This window comes from Planctobacterium marinum (assembly GCF_036322805.1).
GTDB classification, from domain to species: domain Bacteria; phylum Pseudomonadota; class Gammaproteobacteria; order Enterobacterales; family Alteromonadaceae; genus Planctobacterium; species Planctobacterium marinum_A.
On record NZ_AP027272.1, the window covers coordinates 941,963 to 964,206 of the forward strand.

General features: G+C 46.8%; 15 protein-coding genes. 6 read left to right on the forward strand and 9 right to left on the reverse strand.

Annotated features, from left to right (window positions below; translation table 11 throughout):
* Positions 1-6: 6 nt before the first annotated feature.
* From AABA75_RS04240 to AABA75_RS04260, 5 genes are all read right to left on the reverse strand, one after another.
* On the reverse strand, positions 7-3,567 hold the full coding sequence (locus AABA75_RS04240; RefSeq protein ID WP_338291277.1) for a two-component regulator propeller domain-containing protein: 3,561 nt from the start codon (positions 3,565-3,567) through the stop codon (positions 7-9).
* A 175-nt stretch (positions 3,568-3,742) separates the two neighbouring features.
* Positions 3,743-4,450 carry a response regulator transcription factor gene (locus AABA75_RS04245; protein ID WP_338291278.1) on the reverse strand — a complete coding sequence of 236 codons (708 nt, stop codon included), beginning with the start codon at positions 4,448-4,450 and terminating at the stop codon, positions 3,743-3,745.
* Between the two features lie 212 nt (positions 4,451-4,662).
* Positions 4,663-6,192, reverse strand: coding sequence for an exopolyphosphatase (gene ppx / locus AABA75_RS04250; protein WP_338291279.1), 1,530 nt, complete (start codon positions 6,190-6,192; stop codon positions 4,663-4,665).
* Between the two features lie 53 nt (positions 6,193-6,245).
* Positions 6,246-8,354 (reverse strand): polyphosphate kinase 1, encoded by a 2,109-nt coding sequence (gene ppk1 / locus AABA75_RS04255; protein ID WP_338291280.1) that lies wholly within the window; start codon positions 8,352-8,354, stop codon positions 6,246-6,248.
* A gap of 128 nt (positions 8,355-8,482) precedes the next feature.
* Positions 8,483-8,983, reverse strand: a complete 501-nt coding sequence (locus AABA75_RS04260; protein ID WP_338291281.1) for a glycine cleavage system protein R — start codon at positions 8,981-8,983, stop codon at positions 8,483-8,485.
* A 205-nt stretch (positions 8,984-9,188) separates the two neighbouring features.
* On the opposite strand from AABA75_RS04260, the gene AABA75_RS04265 reads away from it, so the two are divergent.
* From AABA75_RS04265 to AABA75_RS04285, 5 genes are all read left to right on the forward strand, one after another.
* Complete coding sequence (locus AABA75_RS04265; protein ID WP_338291282.1) at positions 9,189-11,330, forward strand: ABC transporter permease subunit; 2,142 nt, start codon at positions 9,189-9,191, stop codon at positions 11,328-11,330.
* The gene (gene pstA / locus AABA75_RS04270; protein WP_338291283.1) at positions 11,327-12,889 is read left to right on the forward strand and encodes a phosphate ABC transporter permease PstA; all 1,563 of its coding nucleotides are present in this window, start codon (positions 11,327-11,329) and stop codon (positions 12,887-12,889) included. The genes AABA75_RS04265 and pstA overlap by 4 nt, the downstream gene beginning before the upstream one ends.
* Before the next feature lie 20 nt (positions 12,890-12,909).
* Positions 12,910-13,701 carry a phosphate ABC transporter ATP-binding protein PstB gene (gene pstB, locus AABA75_RS04275; RefSeq protein WP_338291284.1) on the forward strand — a complete coding sequence of 264 codons (792 nt, stop codon included), beginning with the start codon at positions 12,910-12,912 and terminating at the stop codon, positions 13,699-13,701.
* A gap of 26 nt (positions 13,702-13,727) precedes the next feature.
* Complete coding sequence (phoU, locus tag AABA75_RS04280) at positions 13,728-14,405, forward strand: phosphate signaling complex protein PhoU (RefSeq protein ID WP_338291285.1); 678 nt, start codon at positions 13,728-13,730, stop codon at positions 14,403-14,405.
* Positions 14,406-14,604: 199 nt separating this feature from the next.
* The gene (locus tag AABA75_RS04285) at positions 14,605-15,873 is read left to right on the forward strand and encodes an inorganic phosphate transporter (protein ID WP_338291286.1); all 1,269 of its coding nucleotides are present in this window, start codon (positions 14,605-14,607) and stop codon (positions 15,871-15,873) included.
* A 105-nt stretch (positions 15,874-15,978) separates the two neighbouring features.
* Here AABA75_RS04285 and purU read toward each other — a convergent pair whose 3' ends face one another.
* Both purU and thpR read right to left on the reverse strand, forming a co-directional pair.
* Complete coding sequence (purU, locus tag AABA75_RS04290) at positions 15,979-16,836, reverse strand: formyltetrahydrofolate deformylase (RefSeq protein WP_338291287.1); 858 nt, start codon at positions 16,834-16,836, stop codon at positions 15,979-15,981.
* Positions 16,837-16,908: 72 nt separating this feature from the next.
* Entirely contained in the window at positions 16,909-17,421 is a 513-nt protein-coding gene (gene thpR / locus AABA75_RS04295) for an RNA 2',3'-cyclic phosphodiesterase (RefSeq protein ID WP_338291288.1), read from the reverse strand.
* An 82-nt stretch (positions 17,422-17,503) separates the two neighbouring features.
* On the opposite strand from thpR, the gene mrcB reads away from it, so the two are divergent.
* Positions 17,504-19,792, forward strand: a complete 2,289-nt coding sequence (gene mrcB / locus AABA75_RS04300; protein ID WP_338291289.1) for a penicillin-binding protein 1B — start codon at positions 17,504-17,506, stop codon at positions 19,790-19,792.
* Between the two features lie 166 nt (positions 19,793-19,958).
* Here the strand turns inward: mrcB and AABA75_RS04305 are convergent, their stop codons facing one another.
* A complete protein-coding gene (locus tag AABA75_RS04305) occupies positions 19,959-20,774 on the reverse strand; it encodes a hypothetical protein (protein WP_338291291.1) in 816 nt (271 codons plus the stop codon).
* A 171-nt stretch (positions 20,775-20,945) separates the two neighbouring features.
* Positions 20,946-22,226 carry a glutamate-1-semialdehyde 2,1-aminomutase gene (hemL, locus tag AABA75_RS04310; protein WP_338291292.1) on the reverse strand — a complete coding sequence of 427 codons (1,281 nt, stop codon included), beginning with the start codon at positions 22,224-22,226 and terminating at the stop codon, positions 20,946-20,948.
* Between the last annotated feature and the right edge of the window lie 18 nt (positions 22,227-22,244).

Below are 22,244 nucleotides of genomic sequence, written 5' to 3' on the forward strand. Positions count from 1 at the left end.
TAACCCCTATTCGATAGGAATGCGCAATTCGAACCGGGCTCCTTGCAGAAAGCTTTGCACCAGTGGCCCGGCGGTAATCTGCCCGTTGTGAAAATCTGCAATCAGTCTTGCTACATATAGCCCCATACCAAAGTTACCTTTGCGGGCATCGGCTTTAGAGGAAGTAAACAAGTTAAACATGTCTTCCACTTTTTCCGGTAGCGGATCACCCACATTCGTTACTGAGATAACGCAGTTACTGTCAATCAATTCCACGCTGACTTCTATATCGGACTTGGGGGTATGGTGCTCGATGGCGTTGTTCACCAACTTGTCGAGACATTGCACAATCAATGCTTCATTGCCCCTGATAAAGATAAATGGAGTGATGTAACCCACTACAGACGCCTCAGGGTAAATGGCCTCATAATCTTCAAGGCGCTCAGATATGACGCTACTGACATCGAATTCTGAGGAAGAGGTTTGCATTATGGATGCTTCTAGTGAAGTGGTTTCACTCACTGCCTTCATAATACTGCGCATTTCCTTGTGACTCTTCTCTGCCCGGTCCACATACTTGTGTAGCTCACCGTCTTTTATTTTTCGGTTGAGCATGTTTAACGAAGTTTGAGCTCCCAGAATGGAGTTTTTCATCTCGTGGTTGAGATAGTGAGTGATATTCTCAAGCCAGGTAATGCGTTTTTCGTGGGTGTGTTTTTGTTCCTGGTAGAAGCGTGCATTTTTAAGTGCTACGGCGGTGTAGGCCGCAATAGTGCGCAAAAACTGACGCTCATATTCGCCATAAGCGTTTTCAGTGCGGCTTCTGACAAAAATCACTCCGGTTGCATTACCGTTAATTTGCAGCGGTAAACACGTACAAGATTTATAGTCACCCAGCAAGTTCAGGCTCATGCCATTTTCCAACGCCTGCTTTTTGTCGCGATTGTTATTAATCACAATTTCTTTATTGTCTTTAAAGGCTTGTACGCAGATATCGGGCTGTTCAGCCAGACTGATGGAGTGACGGCTCAAGGACTCGAAGTTACTAATGACCAGATCAAAATGGATGGCGTTTTTTTCCTCATTGAGCAAGCCCAACATAAAGTCGTGCTCGGTGAGGATCGATTTTAAGTGTTTCTGCAGGTTGTAAAAGATTTCCTGGAAATTTAGCGAGCGAGTGATTTCCATACCAATATCTCCCAACAACGCCATATTACGGGTTCGGATATCTACTAACTTGTTGAGTTTCTGTTCATTGCTGCGGATTTGATTGATGCGAGTTTGATAGCCCAAGGTCAGGATCGCCAGCGTCCCAAAAACCGCGGCTACTTGCACCCAAAGCCTGGACCAAAATGGCGGAATAATTTCCAATACCACTTTGGCGCTGTTGTGTTTTTGATAGTGGGTGGGGGAATCTGTTACTTCGAATACGTAACTGCCCGGCAATAAATTTGTGTAGTTGGCGATACGCGAGACGTCACTGGCGTACCATTTGTCATCAAATCCTTCCAGGCGGAAATACAATTCATGGGTAGCTGCGGGTCGATGATCAATTTTGCCAAATTGGAACTTAATATTGCGTTCGTCGCTTTGCAAAATCAGGTTGAGATAGTTGTCACCCGTGGAAGGGTAAGGTTGTTTTTCCTGATTTATCCAAAGATTTGAAATGATGATGTTTTCATTATGATCGGTTTGCCAGGACTCCAATTCTTCAATGTAATTAATGCCGTTGGAGCTGCCAAAACACATCATTTGATCAGTACAGTTGAGTATTGAGCGTAGGTTCATGGAAGGGCTGTTGAGGCCATCGATACGTCCGAAACTCCTGAAGTCCAGTCCATCGGCGTTGATGCGAGTAATGCCTGTCCCGGTTGAAACCCATAGATTACCGGGCCAGTCAGTGGCAATCCCTCTGATCTCATCATTGGCTAAACCATCACTAATAGTGAGCCGCTGTGTTTGGCCAGTATTGGCGTTAATTTTTAATAAGCCTGAATAGGTGCCAACATACACCAGGTTATTGCGACCCACATGTAAACTGGTGGCGATCAGATTGGCTTCAGCGTCTTCTGGTGGCAACAACAAAGGCAAGCGAGTGAAAAACTCATCCTGAGGGCGTTTGTACAGGACCTCACTGTTTCCGGTCACCATCCAAAGCTTACCATCGGGTGATTCCGCCAGTTGTGCAATGTTATTGTCAGGCAGTTTGTAAGGCAGAGGAGCTTCAGTGTGATAGTGAATTGATTCACCGGTGGAAGATACTTTTAATACACCCTGGTGAGCGGAATTCACCCAAAGGCTATCTGTTTTATCAACAAATAAGCGAATGTGGTTAAGCTGACTAATGTCTAGCTGTTCGTTGAATGAGCGCAATTCACCGCTTTGCATGTTATAGTTGTAGAGCCGATTGACGGTGCCAATCCACAACTGGCTTTTGTCCTTGTTGAAGGTGACTGACAGGGTCAGGCCAGTGATACTGTTTTCCAGTACTGAGGGCAGGTGAAGTGTTGTTTTGCTGTTTAAATTAAAACGTAGAATGCCATCGTTAGTACCGGCCCAAACATTGCCATCCGCATCTTTGGCCATTTCCCAGATCTGCAATTTATTCTGGTCGTTATAGTGAGTATTTTTGATCTGTTGAATGGGTTTAGGGCGCAAGTTGAGTTTGTAAATTCCCGAATAGCGGGTTGCCAGTAGCAGCACCTCTCTGGGAGTAACGAAGATATCTCGTATGTCTTTTTGGGCCAAGAAACTGTATTGCTGCTCATCGAACATCAAAAATTTTTGCTGCGCCAGCGAGTAGTAATAAATCCCTGAGAAGGTACCTATCCATAAACCGCTATCGTTATGTGCTACGATGCGATTTACCGAAATAATATCCCTTCCCGGCGGCATCACTTTTTCAATTTGTTTGGTTTCGAGGTTCATTTTGAAAAAGCCAAGATTGGTTCCAAACCAGAGTTCATCGTTCTTTATGAGTAACGTTCTGATGAGTTTGTCGGCGACGGACAGCTCATTGGAGTTGTAGTAACTGTTAAATTCGCCAGTGTGTACATTGAATTGGTTTAAGCCATTGGATGTGGCTATCCACAGGTTGCCATTGGTGTCTTCCGCAAGGCTCCAGATGCGATTGTGGTTTAGTCCCGGTGTGCCTTCATTAAAATGCCAGGACTGTATTTGTTTTTTTTCTGCTTGAATGCGAAATAAGCCATTGTCAAAGGTGCCTACCCAGATGGCATTGTCTCGGGACTGAAAAATGGTTTGAATGCGCTCGCTGGAAAGGGTATCGCTTATCCAGGACAAATCTTGCAGCCTGGTGCGATTGCGATTAATGGCTTTTATGCCCTTTCCCCAAGTGCCAACCCAGAGAATATCCTGGTTATCCAGAAAGATATTACCGGGGCTCATGGTGGATAATTCTGGCAAGTCAGGGTGATTGAAGGTCTGGGCTGTGTATCCATTGAGTAACCCTAAACCAGAAGGGCTTCCGGCCCAGATAAACCCAAGCCTGTCCTGTTTTAGAGAAAAAATGGTATTTGATGGCAGCCCTTGGGCAATGGTGACTTGCTCTGCTTCAGAAAATAGCAAGGGCTCGGAAAGCGGGCTTGCGTTACTATAAAAAGTGAATAAACAAAGCCAAAATGTAATGAACCTGTTGCCCGGTTTTTGCAGTCTGTTTGTGTTTGAATGATTTGTGAAATTCCACATCATCAGGACTTCAATGCAACGGGCGACTTTCATCATATAAGCCGAAAAAAGCCAGCTAGTGGCTTTTTTCCAACCATTGATAACCCACACCCCGCACGGTGCGAATGTTATCAAAGTCGGCATCGACTTTTTTGAAGCTGCTGCGGATAGACTTAACATGGGCAACGATGGTATTGGGTTCTACCACAATATTCGCGGCCTTCATTAATGCTGCATGAGAGCAAAGCTGCCCCGCGCCTTTTTGTAGCTCGTCCAGGATCCAAAACTGGGTCAGGCTCAGATCTAATAGTTCTCCTTGCCACCATGCCTGATAGGTATTGTGGTCCAAACTCAACTCTGTGGTATTGCCTTCTGACGCCGCTGGAACCTCACTACCGGAAGCGTTTTGCAGTGCTTGAATTCGACGCATCAATGTTTCGATGCGCACGATAACGTAATCGATATCGGCATCCTTGGTGATGTAATCATCGGCACCTAAACGCAAGCCAGAGATCTTTTCGTAATCTTTGTCGTGAGAAGTCAGGAAAATGATCGGTACAGTATCGTTGAATTTGCGAATTTCCAGGCACAATTGCAGGCCAGCGTCGCGCTGATGTCCGAGTCCAATATCCAATAATAACAGGTCTGGCATGGACTTTTTAAAGGCTTCTAATGCACTTTCTGCTTCGCCAAAAGCAATTACCTGAAATCCTGCTTCCATGAAGCATTCCGCGTAATTCTCTCTGATGGCATCGTTATCTTCTACATAACCTATTGTTTTCAAGTACATTTCTCCGGTAATAAAGCGATTTCACAATCGAATCGTTGCGCACTCCTTTGGCACAGGGAAAGTCCATCCTTGCAAATAATCCATCAATCCCCGAAGTTTCGTGCTTTATCGGCGTAAATTCAAACTCAACGGAAGTAAGAATTATGATGAATTATGAAGTCAAAAATCCAACATTGGAGTCAAAAAATTAGCAGTTAGAATGGGCTTTATGCAAATGACAAGGTAATTCCCAACGATTCCTGACGACCGGCCTCTACACCGAGATCGGCTTCAATCAGCGGTTTGTTTTCCAACCAGCTATCTGCGAATATCAGGTGCAGTTTATCGTCATCCACCTTGGCGTTCATTTCAGGCAATAAATTATCTTGTCGTTTTATGTTGAGTAACACACCAATGCGCAAAAGACTGATCAGCGCATAAACGTGTTCACGCTGGAATTGTTCGAACTTGGGAATATCGTCGGCGTTGAATTTTTTACGGTGACAGGCCACGAGCGTCGCAAGCAGACTTTGTTGCTCTTGGTTAAAACCTGGCAAGTCAGCATGGGTCAAAATATAGGCTGAATGGTGCTGCACACGACGGGAGTTAATCTGTAGACCAACTTCATGTAGCAGTGCTGCCCAGCCCAGAATACTTTGTAATTCGGGCTCTTGTAATTGCCAGTCGTCAGCCACTTGCTGTAACAAGGAAGAGGTTGTTTGTAGAACTCGACGCGCCTGATGGATATCCACGTCATAGCGAGTTGCGATACTTTCTGCGGTGCGTTGACGAATGTCATGATGCATTAAACGATCTTCCATTTCGTACAACACACCTTCGCGTAACGCGGCACTAGAGTATTCCATTTCGGTGATATCCAGACTTTCAAATACGGCCATCAACACAGCCAGTCCCGCGGCGAACACCGGCAAACGATCTTCAGTGATGGCACTTAAGTTGAGTTTGCTGACTTTACCCGCCTCACAACAGTGCTTAATCAGCTGTTTGAGATTGTCTTTGGTGATTTTTGCGGGCTCTGAACGGCCTTCCAGTTCGGCACAGACGTTCGCAAGGGTTTTAATGGTACCTGAGGTGCCAATACAGACATCCCAGCCCATGGCTCGGTATTTGTCACTGATCAGCTCTAATTCCTGATGCGCGGCAGTAATGGCTTTTTGGAAGGCTTTTTCCTTTAATTCTTCATCAGCAAAGAAGCGCTGAGTAAAATTGACACAGCCCATACTCAAAGAGCGCATCAATAGCGGATCAAAGCCTTCCCCGACAATAAATTCGGTGGAGCCACCACCGATATCCACCACCAGGCGATTCCCGCTTGCAGCATTGGTATGCGCTACACCTTGATAAATCAGGCGAGCTTCTTCAACACCGGATATCACCTCTACAGGGTAGGGCAGTATTTTTTTGGCTGCACTGATGAATTCACCACTATTAATGGCTTTGCGCAATGTGTAGGTAGCTACGATTCTGACTTTTTCGGGTTTGAAGCCCAGCATGCTCTCTTTGCATTCTTCCAGGGCCGCCATACCTCTTTCAATGGCTTCTTTGCTGAGCATGCCGTCATCGTCCAATCCATCTGCGAGACGGACTTTTTGTTTTACTCTGTGCAGGATTTGCACGCTTCCGGCCATGATCCGCGCCACCACCAGATGAAAGCTATTGGAGCCAATATCTAATGCTGCTACGGGGGTTACTTCTCTGCTGTCCACCCCTGCCAGGGCGTCTTCAAGGTCTGTCATATCAATTCCGATGAACACCGGAGTGCGTGTGGCACCCCGGCAAAACTACTGCGTTACGGCTTTTCAGGTATCTCGTCGTCGGAGGTGTCTACAACATCTTCAAGGTCGGTGAGGTATTTGTAAGTTTCTACCTGAGAGCGTATTTTCTTTCTGTTTCCTCGCGCAACATAGGAGTTTTTTTGTTCCGCGTCAATGACCCGAGCTTTGGTGGTATCTTTGAATTGAATTTCCAGAATATCAATGATGCGCTGTTTCAATCTACTGTCGTATATCGGGCAGCCCACCTCGATGCGATTGTCCATATTACGTGCCATCCAGTCGGCTGAGGAGATGTATACCTTAGGGTCGCCCTCGTTTTCAAACACCACCAATCTCGGGTGTTCCAGAAAACGGTCGACAATAGAAGTGATAGTAATATTATCGCTGACTCCTTTGATACCCGGAACTAGTGAGCACATACCGCGGATTATGGCTCTGATTTTTACGCCAGCCTGGCTGGCTCTGTAGAGGTCATCAATGAGCTCTGCATCCACCAGATTGTTCACTTTTAAATCGATACGTGCTTTTTTGCCTTGGGTGGCATTGGCAATTTCAGAGCGTATTAGCTTTTGCAGATTAGTACGGTTGTTAATCGGTGACACTTGCAAGTGTTTAAACTTGAATGAGCGGTACGGGTATTGGATAAGATCAAACACGCTCACGGCTTCGGTGGCAATTTCCTGATTGCGGGTAAACAAACTGAAATCGGTGTAGATCTTCGCGGTTTTTTCGTTGAAGTTGCCGGTGCCGATATGAGCATAATGTATCAATTCGCCTTTTTCTTCACGGGTGACTACACAGAGTTTGGAGTGAATTTTCAGCGTAGGTATGCCCAGTAGTACGCGAATACCGGCATCGGTCATGCGTTTTGACCATTCGATATTGGCTTCTTCGTCGAATCGCGCTTTGAGCTCCATCACCACAGTTACGTTTTTACCGTTATCCACGGCATCAATTAAGGAGCTGATGATGCGCGACTTACTCGCCAGGCGGTATAAGTTCATGCGAATATGTTTTACATTGGGATCGAATGCCGCCTGACGAACAAACTCGGACAGATGTAAAAATCGATGATAGGGGTAGTAAAGTAGCACGTCGTTGCTGGTAATGGCTTCAAAAACCGTATCGTATTGAGAAAAATCCTGAGTGTGTATGGCGGGCAATTCCGGGTTTTCCAGGTACTCTCTTCCTACATTGGGAAAGCCAATAAAATCTCTGAAGTTGCGGTAGGCGCCGCTGGCGATCACGCTATCCAGAGAAGACATGCCCAGCTTTTTCTTAATAAACTCCAACATATCTTCTGGCATGTTTTCATCGTAAGTAAAACGCACCGGCTCAGCGATAAGGCGCTGTTTCATGCCATCCGACATCTTCTCCATATAACTTTCGTCAATCTCGTCGTTGATTTCGTATTCTGAATCCCGCGTCATTTTGAAGGAGAAAGCTTGCAGAGAATCAAACTTAACAAAACCTTTGAATATGCGCTCCAGATTCAGTTTGATGATGTCATCCAGCAATATTATATGTTTTTTCTTTTTGCTTTTTTCCGGTGGCACTACGACAAAGCGCGATAGATCTTGGGTGGGCACTTCAATAATCGCGTAGCGATTCGCTTTGTCATTGCACTGGATTTGTACCACCAGGTAGTTACCTGAATCGTTTAAACGCTCAACCAGATTGACTTTGCGGTGCACCAGAATCGGGGCGATGTGACGCAAAACTTTGTTCTTGAAAAAACCTTCCAGCCAATTCTTCTGAAATTCAGTAACTTCGGTATTATCAATGATATGAATGTTGTAGCGGGCCAGGGTGCGCTCAACGTCTTTAAACACTCTGTCGAAATCTTTGGTCAAACCCAAAATTTTCTTATGCATCTTCTCCAACAGTGACTTAATTTCCTGCTCTTTTTGCTCGTCTTTATTGTTGGTGTAGATGGTTAACTGACGTCTGACTTCCGCCACACGTACCCTGAAAAACTCATCCATATTGTTGGAGTAAATCCCGAGGAATCGAATGCGCTCTACAATGGGATTGGTTTTATCGGCAGCTTCCTGTAATACGCGTTCATTAAAGGACAGCCAGCTTAGTTCTTTGGGGTAATAGAGATTGATTTCTTGCGACATGTGTTTCGTTTCTGAACGGAAATTAATAGTTACAAATGATCTTGCGCGATGGTGACGATTTTATGACAAATCGCCACAAGTGTACTGACAATCAAGGCAGACCTATCTTAACAGCAAAGCTGCAACGATTATAATTTTATGTCTACCATCAGGTCATCGGATAAATCTTCAAGTGCACTTTGCAGCTCTTGGGTGTCCAGGTCTAAGGGTAAATCCACTTCGGCGGTGGCTTTAAACATTAAATTCCCCCAATTAGGAGCACTTTCACACACTGAATCAAATTGCATGATATTCAGGTTAAAGGTGTTCAGCACATGGGTGAGTTCCTTAACAATACCTTGCCGGTCGTTGGCCTCAATATCGATGGTGGCTTTGCGCATTTCTGCCTGCTGGCCACTGACCCCTTCGCTCAGAGTGATTTTCAGATCCGGATGGTTTTCCAAAGTTGCCAGCAGCGCGGCTTCGTTTTCTTCTGGAATTTGGATTTCTGCAAAGCCCGCGAAATGACCTGCCATGTGGGCAAAGCTACTTGCCAGCCAGTTGCCTTGCGCATTTGAAATGGCTTTTGCAATAGAGTCTATCAAACCCGGTTTGTCGTTACCTACTAAGGTGATCACTATAGATTTCATACAATTACTCAACTTGTCCTTATTTATTTCTAACTATACGACACCGATTGTTAACAGCAAGTACTAGCGAACACAATTGTGCGTTGTATCAAATTGTCATTAAATTTTCGTTGTATCAAATGTTAAGTAAAGTATGTTACCTTGCAGCAGTTTGGCGCAGCCACACTAGCTGCCTTCAAATCTTCAAATTATAAAAGTACCGACATTGGCCAGAGATCATCTAAAGCGACTGCAAAAACAGCGCGTTAAAATAGACCGCCAGGTTACCAGAGCAATTACATTCGGTGGTTGGCTGGTATTGGTCACGCTTTTGATTTTGATCTGGCATTTGTTTTCTGTGACCCGACCCTTATTGGATGATCCGGTATTCGTTGCCCAATATCAGTTTCCATTGCACTCGGACGAGCGCCTAATCAATGCTCAAACGGGTTACAGCAGCGATGAAATATTGCTGTTAGACAATCAGACCTGTCAGTTGTCATTACTGCGAAAGCCACGCGATGGCGAGATGCAACGCTACCAGGTAGAGTCTCGCCATAGCCACTCGATGGCTACGCCGGGGGTGTCATGCGGCTATCTGCGCATGGAAACTCACGCAGAACAAACCTATTTACTGGAGCTCAGTGCCAATAACTTGTTTCGAGCCTGGTCTGTTGATGGACTTCATCGCGGGCAAAAGAAGCTGGAATTTAGTGTGCGCTTGCCCGCAACCATTCAACCCGAATCCAATCTGAGTTGGCAGCCTCATTTCAGCTCTCAGGAAATAACCCTGCTCATTAAATCCATTGTCGATGGTTGGCACTATCTACAATATGACCGAAACAGCAGAACACTGAAAAAACATATCAAAAACATTAACTTGGGTAACGCTGACCCTCAGCGAATTGACAGTGATAGTCTGGAGCTACTTTTTGCGGGTGGTCACCTGATGATGCTCGATGAACAGCATGAACAGTTCCAATATTATCGAGGTGCGCAACAACCCGAAATATTGGTGGCTGTGAGCTTGTCAACTCAACGCTCGGTACTGTTGGTTAATGCACAAATGGCGGTGGAAAAGTGGTCATTGGTGAATGACAACGGTGTGATGTCGTTGGAGAGACTCTATCAATTTCCTTTGCCCGGGCAGCGATTACAGAAGCTTATGCATGTGTCGGGGGACCTGGTAGTGGCTTTTGTCGATGGCAAGCAGTTCTTTATTAATGCTACCACAGGGGAAATAACCGATTATGTGGAGACGCTGCCAGCCTTTGACCATGTTGTGGCAAGAGCCGGCGATATTTGGTTGCAAAGCGGTGAGACGCTTCAGCACTGGAAGGTGGAAAATCCAGAATCCGTGGTTTCCTTTGCCAGTTTTTGGCAAGAGCTCTGGTACGACGGCTATCCCGAACCCGATTATATCTGGCAAACCTCTTCAGCAACGGACCAGGCGCAAGCAAAGTTCAGTTTAGTCCCTTTGGTTATGGGTAGCATCAAGGCGGCCTTTTTGGCTATTGTCGTGGCAATGCCTTTGGCGATTGGCAGTGCTATTTATACTGCTTATTATGCCGGGCCGAGATTGCGCCGATTGATCAAGCCTTATGTGGAAGTACTGGAAGCCATTCCTTCGGTGGTCATTGGCTTTTTGGCCGCTATTTGGCTATTGCCAGTATCCGAAAATTATTTGCTTGCCGTGTTATTATTCCTGTTGTTTACCCCTTTGTTTTTGCTGTTGTTTGTGTGGCTCAATGAAACCAATCGACATCGCAATATCTACGGTTGGGAGTTGTTGTTTTTTACCCTGTTGATTTTCGCATTCCTGTTTGCATTCCACTGGCTTCAGAGCGCAAATCCCGACTGGTTTCGGTGGTTGTGGAGAACCGACACCGGTGGCCTATTGAGTTCCGAGTTGAAAAGCACATTTGTGCTCGCCATTGCGCTGGGGATTGCCATTATTCCCACGGTATTCAGCATTGCAGAAGATGCTATCTACCAGGTGCCAAGTAGTTTGGCAAAGGCTTCCTTTGCAATGGGGGCATCGCGCACTCAAACTCTATTGCGGATCGTCTTGAAAGTCGCCTTGCCGGGGATCTTGTCGGCACTAATGTTGGGTTTTGCCCGTGCTGTTGGGGAGACTATGATAGTGTTAATGGTCAGCGGTAATACACCCGTCGCTGACTGGAGCTTGTTGGAAAGCATGCGCTCTATGACGGCGAATCTGGCCATTGAGCTGCCCGAAGCACAACCCGATAGCGTACATTATCAGGTGTTGTTTTTCATAGCTTTACTGCTGTTTATGTTTACCTTTGTATTTAATACGCTTGCTGAGTTTTTACGTATCCGATTAAGGCACCGCTACAAATTATGAAACCGCCTGCTCACTTTCTTTACGCGCTTAAAGAGCAAAGCGTTAAATTTTTTGCCGGCCTTGCTCAGGCGATGGTGATCTTCGCCCTGTTGGGTATATTAATTTTAGTAGTAGGCAAGGGGCTGGAGTTTTTCTGGCCGAAGAGTATCCAGCTTGTTAATTACGAATCTAACACAGCAGCTAGTCAACAACTTTTTGGCTATGTTTCTAGTGAGCGCTTACAAACTGGCCACGAGGGCCGTATATGGCTCAACCAGGATTCATGGCAAAGACCTCGTAACCAAACTCAGGTGCTACTTAACCCCAAGTTTATTAGCAGCATTGAGGAGCCAGAGAACCTGGCTCGTATCGACTTAAACGACGGACGTTTTTTGCTGGCTCAGCCAATATTTCTCAATATTATTGGTGAGCACTTGCAGCTGGAGCAATTACCACAGGCCTTGAATATTGTTACTGATTTGCAGGAACAATATGCCAATATCAACGAAGGCGATATGGTAAGCATCAACACGGCGATTGCCAGTTTAAGAGCAAAAGGCGTGAGTGAAGATAGTGCGGCCATGCAAACACTCCTTGAACGCTATCAATCAAATCGCAAGGAATTATCCGAGATCGAGAAAGTGTTGGCACAATATAACATTGTGGTAATGGATGCCGCCTCTGAAATGCAGACTTTACCGCTTCAAGAGGTACGTCAGGTGTTTTATCCCAACGGTATGGGATTCTTTCGAAAGCTGGGTGTCATGAGCAGTAATCTGCTGTTATTTTTAACCGAAGATACCCGTGATGCCAACCAGTCGGGGGGGGTATTCCCTGCCATCTTTGGCACGGTCTTGATGGTGCTTTTGATGGCGGTAATCGTTTCCCCTCTGGGTATCATGGCCGCCATATATTTAACGGAATACGCACCAAATAACGCTGTGGTGAGTTTAATTCGCTTAGCTGTGAGCAATCTTGCGGCTGTGCCATCGGTTGTCTATGGCGTATTTGGGCTGGGCTTTTTCGTTTATCAGATGGGCGGCAGTATCGACGAGCTGTTTTACGCGGATACCCTACCTAATCCAACATTTGGTACACCGGGTTTGCTTTGGGCTTCATTGACTATGGCATTACTTACCTTACCTGTGGTGATTGTGGCAACAGAGGAAGGCTTGCGCAGAGTGCCTGAATCATTGCGTTATTCCAGTTATGCCTTAGGCGCTACTCGCTATGAAACTATTCGACGAATCGTCTTGCCGGTGGCCAGTTCCAGCTTATTAACGGGTATTATCCTTGCTGTTGCGAGAGCTGCGGGGGAGGTGGCTCCCATGTTGATGGTAGGGGCTGTGCGCTATGCCCCTGTGTTACCTCTGGATGGTGAGTTTCCCTATTTGCATCTGGAGCGGCAGTTTATGCATTTGGGGGTTTTGATTTATGATGGTGCCTTTCACGGGCAATCAACTCAGCAAGGGGCGGGAATGATGTTCGCCACCTGCTTGCTTTTACTGTTGGTGGTACTGATACTGAATTTTATTGCGATAATGGTGCGCAATCGCTTACAAACTAGATATGGTTATTGATGAAAAGGAATCGGGACAGCATGTTAGCAAAACAACGTCGTAAACAAGATCATCACGACGATATTGCGATAGATGTTGAACAATTGTCGTTGCGTTTTGGCGACAAGGTGGCACTCAGAAACATATCACTACAAATCCCCAAGCAGAGTATTACCGCTATTATCGGGCCCAGTGGCTGTGGTAAATCCACTTTGATCGGCTGCTTTAATCGTTTGACCGATCTGAACCCGGAGGCTAAGGTTTCCGGCAATGTTTATATCAACGGTCGCAATATTTATCACGCTAAACAAAACGTGCCAGCGTTGCGTACTCAAGTGGGGATGGTGTTTCAACAGCCCAATCCGTTTCCCATTTCAATTTATGAAAACGTCGTTTATGGCTTGCGCATCAAAGGTATTACCGATCGTCGTATTTTAGATGATATTGTTGAGCGTTCATTGATGCAGGCAGCTTTGTGGGAAGAGGTGAAAGACATATTGTTCCAGTCGGCGTTAAAGTTATCTGGCGGACAGCAACAACGCCTGGTGATTGCGCGCGCGTTGGCCTTAGAGCCCGATATTTTGATGCTGGATGAGCCCACATCTGCCTTGGATCCTATCTCTACGCTGATGATCGAAGAGCTGATATTTCAGTTAAAAGAACAGCACACCGTTATTGTCGTTACTCATAACTTACAACAGGCCGCCCGGGTATCCGACCAAACTGCCTTTTTAAATAATGGCGAACTCATTGAGTACTCCAGTACTGATGTGATGTTTACTATGCCTCTGGAGCAGCAAACCGAGGCCTTTATCACCGGCCGTTTTGGTTAATTTATCGAGTTCCATTAGGAGTACCCATGCAATCTTTCAACATGACCTCTCACATCTCAGGTAAGTTCAATGAGGAGTTGGAATCCCTTAAAAATGCCGTATTGGCGATGGGGGGAGAAGTCGAGCTATACCTGAACCGCACTTTGACGGCCTTAAAAACCAATGACCGACGAGCCGCCGAAAAAGTGGTACTGGGTGATGCCACTGTAAACAACATGGAATTGCGTATCGACGAAGAATGTATGCGTATCATTGCACGTCGCCACCCGGCAGCCAGTGATCTGCGTCTGGTTTTGACTGTGGTTAAAATTAATGTGGACGTAGAGCGTATCGGAGATGAAGTCGAGCGGATTGCGCGCATGGTGGCCAATGGCCAGATCCCTGTGTCGGAACGCATTAAAGCCGATATGTTTGATATCGGTCATTTGATTCTGGAAATGTTTCAAAACACCTTGAATGCCTTTGCTCGTATGGACGACACTGCTGCTGAAGCGGTGCACGCTCAAGACCAGCGAGTAGATGAGCAGTACAAACAATTGCTGATTGAAGTGATTCAAGAAATGCAGAAAAAAGACGAAATTGATCCTGCCTGGTTGGAAGTATTGTGGTCACTGCGTTCAATGGAGCGCATCGGAGACCGCTGCAAAAATATTTGTGAATACGTGATTTACTTTGTAAGAGGTGTCAACCTGCGTCATAAGTAGTGCACATTAGTTTCAAAAAGTGTGCTGTAAACTACACACCACTATTGTTTCTTTAAATATCTGCTTTATTAAGATTGCAAGACTGTAACATTCTGTCGGTTTTGTTAAACTGCGCGCCAGATTTTCGCCCGGCGGGCGAACACCGGGTTATGGTACGTCGCAACCCCAAGATTCAATGTTTTAGTTTTTCAGGATTCTAATGGATATTCTTCAGGCATACGGCTTAATTCTCATTCTTCTTGCTGCGTTTGTCGGTTTTGTTATGGCATGGGGTATTGGGGCTAACGACGTCGCCAATGCGATGGGCACATCAGTTGGGGCCAAAGCGCTCACAATCAAGCAGGCGATTTTAGTCGCGATGATTTTTGAATTCGCAGGTGCCTGGCTGGCAGGGGGCGAAGTAACCGCCACCATTCGCAAAGGCATTATCGATGCTGGCTATTTTGTGGATATTCCCGAGCAACTTGTATTCGGCATGATCGCGGCATTGTCGGGAGCAGGTGTCTGGCTGATCATTGCCAGCTATTTTGGCTGGCCGGTGTCTACCACGCATTCGATTGTGGGCGGTATTATCGGTTTTGCGGTATTTGGCGTCGGTACGGAAGTCGTCCATTGGGGCAAAGTGGGCGGTATTGTAGGCAGTTGGGTGGTAACACCATTATTGGCGGGGATATTGTCCTGGTTAACCTATAAAAGTGCTGAAAAACTCATTCTTAAATCCGATGAACCTCTGAAAAATGCCAAGCGCTATGTGCCTTTTTACATGGCACTGGCGGGCTTCGTATTATCTTTGGTTACTATCAAAAAGGGACTTAAACACGTTGGTCTGGGTCTTCCGGAAGCCACTGGCTACGTTTTAGCTATAGCCATTGCCATCGCTGTGGCACTGGTAGGACGCTGGATGATCAATCGCGTCTTGCGCGAAGATACCCATACTGGAATCGATGCCTATAGCAGCATTGAAAAAGTGTTTGCGGTATTAATGGTGATCACGGCTTGTTGTATGGCATTTGCCCATGGCTCTAACGACGTTGCAAATGCGATTGGACCATTGGCGGCGGTGGTAAGTGTCGTATCAAATGATGGGCAGATTGGTGCAAAAGCGGCATTGGATTGGTGGATATTGCCTTTAGGTGCTGTGGGTATCGTCGCCGGATTAGCTTTATTTGGCAAACGCGTAATGCAAACCATTGGCCACGGTTTGACGAAACTCACACCCAGTAAAGGCTTTGCTGCGGAGTTAGCCGCAGCCTCTACGGTTGTCATTGCCTCAGGCACGGGACTGCCCATATCTACCACCCAGACCTTAGTGGGTGCTGTGATTGGGGTGGGTATCGCCAATGGTGTGGGCAACCTCAATCTGGGCACCACCCGCAACATCGTGGTTTCCTGGGTGGTTACTTTGCCTGCTGGCGCTGCGATGGCGATTGTGTTCTACATGCTGCTTAACGCGATTTTTGTAGGGTAGGACCAGGCAATCACCAGATTGCTGTATGTTCCTGTTGAGAACGCGTTATTACAGATAAAAAAGCCCGACACAGTCGGGCTTTTTTATTGCTGATAAGCGTCGCGTTTATTTGGCGAATACCACGGTCTTATTGCCATGAATGATAACGCGCTCTTCCAGATGGTTGCGCAGGCCATGAGCCAGGGCTGATTTTTCACATTCTTTACCTTTGCGCACCATATCTTCGGCGCTGTCACTGTGGCTGATACGTATCACTTCCTGCTCAATGATAGGGCCAGCGTCCAAATCTTGCGTTACGTAGTGGCAAGTGGCACCAATGAGTTTAACGCCGCGCTCGTATGCTTGTTGGTAGGGCTTGGCCCCCACAAAAGAGGGTAGAAAGCTGTGGTGGATGTTAATGGCTTTACCTTGCCATTTTTCACAGGTCTCAGGCGGTAAGATTTGCATGAAACGCGCCAGCACCATTACGTCGATGTTGTAATGATCCAACAGGTTTTCAATTTCTTCAAAGGCATGAGCTTTACTGGTGGCACTGAAATCAATCCAATGAAAAGGCACATCATACCAGTCGGCAAATTGCTGCATTTGTGGATGGTTGGCGATAATGCAGGGAATGTCGCAATGCAATTCGCCCGTGTGCCAACGGTGCAGAATATCGTTCAGACAGTGAGACTCTTTACTGGCCAGCAACGCTACTTTTTGCTTTTCGTGGGAATCGATGAGTTTCCATTGCATGTTGAATCGCTCGGCAATGGGCACGAATTGGCTTTTAAATTGATTCAAGTCCATGGAAATATTGTCGGCGCAAATTTCGTGGCGCATAAAGAACCGGCCCGTCTGAAGGTCGGTGTGGTGGCTGGCTTCAACGATAGTGGCGTTGTGCTCTGCCAAAAACTGACTCACTGCTGCCACCAGACCCACCTGGTCAGGACAGTCAATGATAAGGCGAAACGTTTGTCGCATAGTGTTCCTGAAAAATTTTGACTAAGTGGTCCAGTATACCCAATTTTTTTGCAAAATGGTTTGTGCTTATTTTTATATCCTATTCCAGGTGTGGATAATGCGATAGTGCACTCTGCCTTTACCGGGTAATGATTCGTACAAGTGATAAGCATCCATTTCAAACTGAAAATCAGGCGCGACTGCCGGTGCCGGTAAAGGGCTGTCGACATCACGACAAAAACTAATGTGAGGCACGAACTGAGACTGTTTGCGCAATCGCATCAGGCTACTGATTTGTTTAACTAGTTGGGCCTGTAGCTGCGCAAGTTGAGAGGTTAACTCAACGGCCAGAAAGCCGATGGCGGGTTTGGCAAAGTAGCCAACTTCCTGACTGTTCAGTTGCAAATAGGTGGCAATACTGTCCAATTGAGTAATTTCCTCCAGTTGCTGTTCATCGATGTTACCCAAAAAGCACAGGGTTAAATGCAAGTTCTCAATTGGAATTTCGCCCCGCAGTTGCGGATAGGCTCTCTCGCGCCAATTTGCGATACTTATTTTAGTTTGAGGGGATGGCTCCAGGCCAATAAATGCACGCATTTTTTCCATGTTTTACCAACGATTTCGCGATAGTATAGCCTCCCAATGGCCATTGGACATAGATCCACCCTCTTTAGATCAGGATTGAACTTTGAAATTATTAAGCACACCATTTCGCTGGTTCAAACGTTATTTCTGGAAGTTAAGCGTCGTCTTTTTAGTGGCGCTATTCGCTTACGGTTTTTATCTGGATGCGCAAATCAAAACGCGGTTCGCCGGCAATAAGTGGGTGGTTCCGGCGCAACTCTTCGCGCGGCCTCTGCTATTACAACAGGGCCAGGAGATCAGTAAAGCTGAGATATTGCAGGAATTGGAATTATTGGGCTACCGCAAAGTCGCCATACTCAACCAGCCCGGCGAGTACACTGAACAAGGTAGTGAGCTGCGCATCTTCCGACGTGCGTTTGCATTTGCAGAAGGATTTGAGTCCGCCAGACAACTGCGTATTAAGCTGCAGCAAAATCGACTGGTGAGTATTTTCGATAATGCGGTATCCAGCCAGGTTAACGCAGCGCGCCTTGAGCCTATGATGGTGACGCGTATTATTACCCAGAGCCGGGAAGATCGAATTTTATTGCCTCTGGAGGAGGTTCCCCCTTCGTTAATTGAAACCCTGGTGATCACCGAAGACAGGAACTTTTATCAGCATCATGGTGTAGCACCATTAGCCATCTTAAGAGCTTTGGTGGCCAATATAAAAGCGGGCAGAACGGTGCAAGGCGGTTCTACCTTAACGCAGCAGTTAGCTAAAAATCTGTTTTTAACGCGAGAGCGCAGCCTGGTACGCAAGGTTAATGAAGCCATTATGGCGGTTATTATTGACCTGCGTTACAGCAAAGACGAAATCATTGAAACCTATCTCAATGAAGTCTTTCTCGGCCAGCGCGGTAATCTCGCCATTCACGGTTTTGGGCTTGCCAGTTATTACTATTTTAATCGTCCTTTGGCGGAGCTAAATTTAGCGGAACAAGCAACGCTGGTGGGTATGGTTAAGGGGCCTTCTGCCTATAATCCGTTCCGCCGCCCCGAGAATACGCTTAAGCGCCGAGATGTGGTTTTACGCACTTTATTTGAGCAGGATAAGATTGATCGGGATACTTACACTCAGGCGGTAGAGAGTCCGCTTAATGCGGTAAATAAAGGCATATTGAGTCAGCACAAGTATCCTGCTTTTATGCAGCAGGTTAATCGCGAATTACGCCAGGTGTTACCGGCGCAGGAATTACGAGATTCCGGCATCAAGATTTTCAGTACCCTGGACCCTCACATTCAACGGGCTGCGGAACGAGCAACGCAAGAGACCTTAGCGGGATTACAAAAAAGCCGAAAGACCGTAGACCTGAACGCTGCAATTATTGCTTCAGATTTTCGCAGTGGCGCTATTCGGGCATTGGTGGGTGGCAAAGATTTTGATTATCAAGGTTTTAACCGGGTGCTGGATGCGAGACGCCCAGTGGGGTCACTGATCAAACCGGCGGTTTATCTAACGGCACTTGAACAGCCAGAGGTTTATACCCTGGCCAGCCCCATTGAAGATAAACCCATTAAGCTAAAGAGTACCTATGGCAAATATTGGGAGCCACAAAATGTGGACAAAAAATTCCGAGGTAGCGTACCTCTGCTAACCGCGCTCTCTCATTCTCTTAATGTGCCAACAGTGAAGCTTGGCATGTCTTTAGGGCTTGAAAATGTAGCCGATACCATTGAGCGCCTGGGCGTTAGAGAAAAGTTTGATACATACCCGGCCATGACACTCGGGGCGTTGAATTTGTCACCTAAACAAGTGAACCAAATGTATCAGACTGTGGCTAATCTGGGGATCAGACAAGAATTGCATTCCATTGCTGCCATTTCGTCTCACGATGACAACCCCATCTGGTATCGTATGAATGTACCGGAGCAGCGCGTGGATAAAGCCGCCGCGTATCTGGTGAACTATGCGCTGCACAAGGTAACCAGAGAAGGCACCGGAAAGCGTCTTAAACAGGTGTTCCCAAGGGTGAATTTTGCAGGGAAAACGGGGACCACAGATGATTATCGAGACAGTTGGTTTAGCGGTATGGACAACCGAATGACTACTACCATTTGGGTGGGCAATGACGACAACCTGGAAACCGGACTCACTGGCTCCGCAGGTGCTATGTCTATCTTCATCAATATGCAGAAAGCGATTTATCCAAAAACCTTCAATCAGACCTTTCCTGAAGGAATTGGTATTGCCCACTTTTCTGGTGCTGATGGCAGTCGCAAGGTGCCCGGTTGTGCTGATGGGTTGAGTGTGCCGGCTTATTTACCTGCATTACCAGATGCAACCAGCTGTGATGGTAAGGTGCCTGAGCCGAAGAAGAAATCTTTGTGGGAGCGGTTGTTCGGCTCCTGATGTGCTTTGTATATTTGACGGCTTGAGCCGGACTATTTTTGCTTTGACGGCTTATTAAGTCGCGCGTCTATGTATTTCTGGAAATCCGGGGTCTCGCTGCACCGCAATGTGCCGCCCATTAAACCCGACAATAAACCTGCGGTTTTACCTGCAGCGCCGCTGCAGTCTATTTTTTTATTTTCATTTCAGGCTCTGCTTGTGGTAATTGGTAGCCCTGTGTCTGTTGCTGATAAAATTGCTGTTGCCGATTAGCGGTAGCCGCTTCACTCATGGCTTGCATTTGTTGCGTATTAATGCGGTTTAAATGTGAACTGAGTGCCTGATTGAGCCGCTCTAGTCGATTTCCCGTTACTTGTTGCGCTGTTGGTTCGACTGCCGACTCCGTAATGGGATTTTCATTGGTAACGGCCACTTCAGGAGGCTGCTCGGTTGGTTCAGTTATCGCTGCATCGGATACTGTTGCTTTTTCTGACTCTGTGACTGTTTGTGCCAATGGCTGTTGATTTTTCTCGAGAGTGTTGTTTTGGAGCTCAGCAACAGGTATCTCAGTAGGTACTGTCTTGATGGGCACTGTTTCTAAGGCTTCTGGTGATTCTGCCGGAACTTCGATGAGCTTGGGTATTGGTGGATAATAGAGCGTCGCCTGAACAGGTATGATTTCTTCTGGTTTACTCAATATGTTTGGGATATGGCGGGCGCTCTGCGAGGCTAGTGCAGCAATCCCCATTGCATGAATGGCAAACGAACAGAGCATCAGCGTTTTATTGCTTTTATCCCTTGTCTTGTTGGTCCGATTGTCCTCTGTCTCAACCTCAAGCCCGGTGTTGATACCGGGCAAGGGCAACACCGCAATGTCTTCCGTTAAGCGGGTATTTATGACCGCCTTCGGCTCGGTGTCAGGAATATCCGCAATGCTTTGCACTACAAGATTATGCGAAGGGTCCTGCGAAACTTCGTCCAGATTGAGATTGATACTGTGCAACTTAGCTGACTTACTAAATAAAACTAAGTGATAGAGGCTTGTGCAGGAAATAAGTTCCCAAAGGAATGTTACTAATTGCTACTGGAACTACATATGACGGATATCACTGAGCGTCAAAGGAACACATCTGGAAGTCGGGGCGATGGAGGCGCCCCGGCTTTTTGTGAACAACTACAGACTTTCCAGCGCGCTACGGGCCACCTGGATAGTTTGGTCGATGATGGCTTCAGAGTGCATGGCAGATACAAAGCCTGCCTCATAGGATGCCGGTGCCATGTAAACCCCTAGTTCCAACATTTTATGGTAAAAGCGATTAAATTGTTCAGTATTGCAATTGATAGCTTGCTGGTAGTTCACCACCTTCTCTACCTCTGTAAAGAAAATGCCAAACATGGAACCGGCGTAGTTTACCGTCATTGGTACGCCCACCGCCTTAGCTTCTGCCTGGATGCCCAATGCCAGCCTTTCGGTGTTTTGGGTAAGGGTTTCGTACAAACCCGGTGCCTGAATCGCATTAAGTGCAGCAAGACCTGCGCTCATGGCAATGGGGTTGCCAGATAGTGTACCCGCCTGATATACAGGTCCGCTTGGTGCCAGATGGGCCATGATTTCACGTTTGCCACCAAACGCACCTACCGGCATACCGCCACCAATAACTTTGCCTAAGCAGGTAAGGTCTGGTTTGATGTTGTAGTGAGCCTGTGCGCCACCCAATGCCACGCGAAAGCCAGTCATCACTTCATCGAAAATCAATAATGCGCCATATTTGTCGCAGATTGCGCGCAATCCTTCGAGAAATCCCGGTACTGGGGGTATACAATTCATATTCCCGGCTACGGGTTCGACAATAATACAGGCGATATCGTCGCCACATTGGTCGAAGGCTTCTTCCACTGTTGCCAGGTTATTAAATTCAACGGTTAAGGTATGTTGTGCCACACTTTCTGGCACGCCAGGTGAGCTGGGGACACCGAAGGTCAGGGCACCTGAGCCCGCTTTCACTAACAAACTGTCGGAATGGCCGTGATAACAGCCCTCAAACTTCAATATTTTGTTTTTCCCGGTAAAACCTCGGGCCAGACGGATGGCACTCATAGTAGCCTCGGTACCCGAGTTAACCATGCGAGACATTTCCATGCTGGGTACAAGGGTACTGATAAGCTCTGCCATCTGTACTTCTAATTCGGTGGGGGCACCAAAGCTCAAGCCGTTTTCTATGGCGTCAGCCACCGCTTTGCGGATCACCTCATTGTTATGGCCTAACACCATGGGACCCCAAGAGAGGACATAATCGATATACTGTTTACCATCGGCGTCAAACAGGTAAGGACCATCGGCTTTGCTGATAAAAGGCGGAGTGCCGCCAACGGCTTTAAAGGCGCGCACCGGGCTGTTTACACCGCCGGGGATATGTTGCTTTGCTTGGGAAAAAAGTTGTTCAGATTTTTGCATTGATGCTCTCTTTGCTAG

What these genes read in the sequence shown, in the direction of transcription:
- pstA (WP_338291283.1), top strand. Translation starts at nt 11,327, where the DNA reads ATGAAACCGCCTGCTCACTTTCTTTACGCGCTTAAAGAGCAAAGCGTT.
- ppx (WP_338291279.1), bottom strand. Translation starts at nt 6,192, where the DNA reads ATGACAGACCTTGAAGACGCCCTGGCAGGGGTGGACAGCAGAGAAGTA.
- phoU (WP_338291285.1), top strand. Translation starts at nt 13,728, where the DNA reads ATGCAATCTTTCAACATGACCTCTCACATCTCAGGTAAGTTCAATGAG.
- purU (WP_338291287.1), bottom strand. Translation starts at nt 16,836, where the DNA reads ATGCGACAAACGTTTCGCCTTATCATTGACTGTCCTGACCAGGTGGGT.
- thpR (WP_338291288.1), bottom strand. Translation starts at nt 17,421, where the DNA reads ATGGAAAAAATGCGTGCATTTATTGGCCTGGAGCCATCCCCTCAAACT.
- AABA75_RS04260 (WP_338291281.1), bottom strand. Translation starts at nt 8,983, where the DNA reads ATGAAATCTATAGTGATCACCTTAGTAGGTAACGACAAACCGGGTTTG.
- pstB (WP_338291284.1), top strand. Translation starts at nt 12,910, where the DNA reads ATGTTAGCAAAACAACGTCGTAAACAAGATCATCACGACGATATTGCG.
- AABA75_RS04285 (WP_338291286.1), top strand. Translation starts at nt 14,605, where the DNA reads ATGGATATTCTTCAGGCATACGGCTTAATTCTCATTCTTCTTGCTGCG.
- ppk1 (WP_338291280.1), bottom strand. Translation starts at nt 8,354, where the DNA reads ATGTCGCAAGAAATCAATCTCTATTACCCCAAAGAACTAAGCTGGCTG.
- hemL (WP_338291292.1), bottom strand. Translation starts at nt 22,226, where the DNA reads ATGCAAAAATCTGAACAACTTTTTTCCCAAGCAAAGCAACATATCCCC.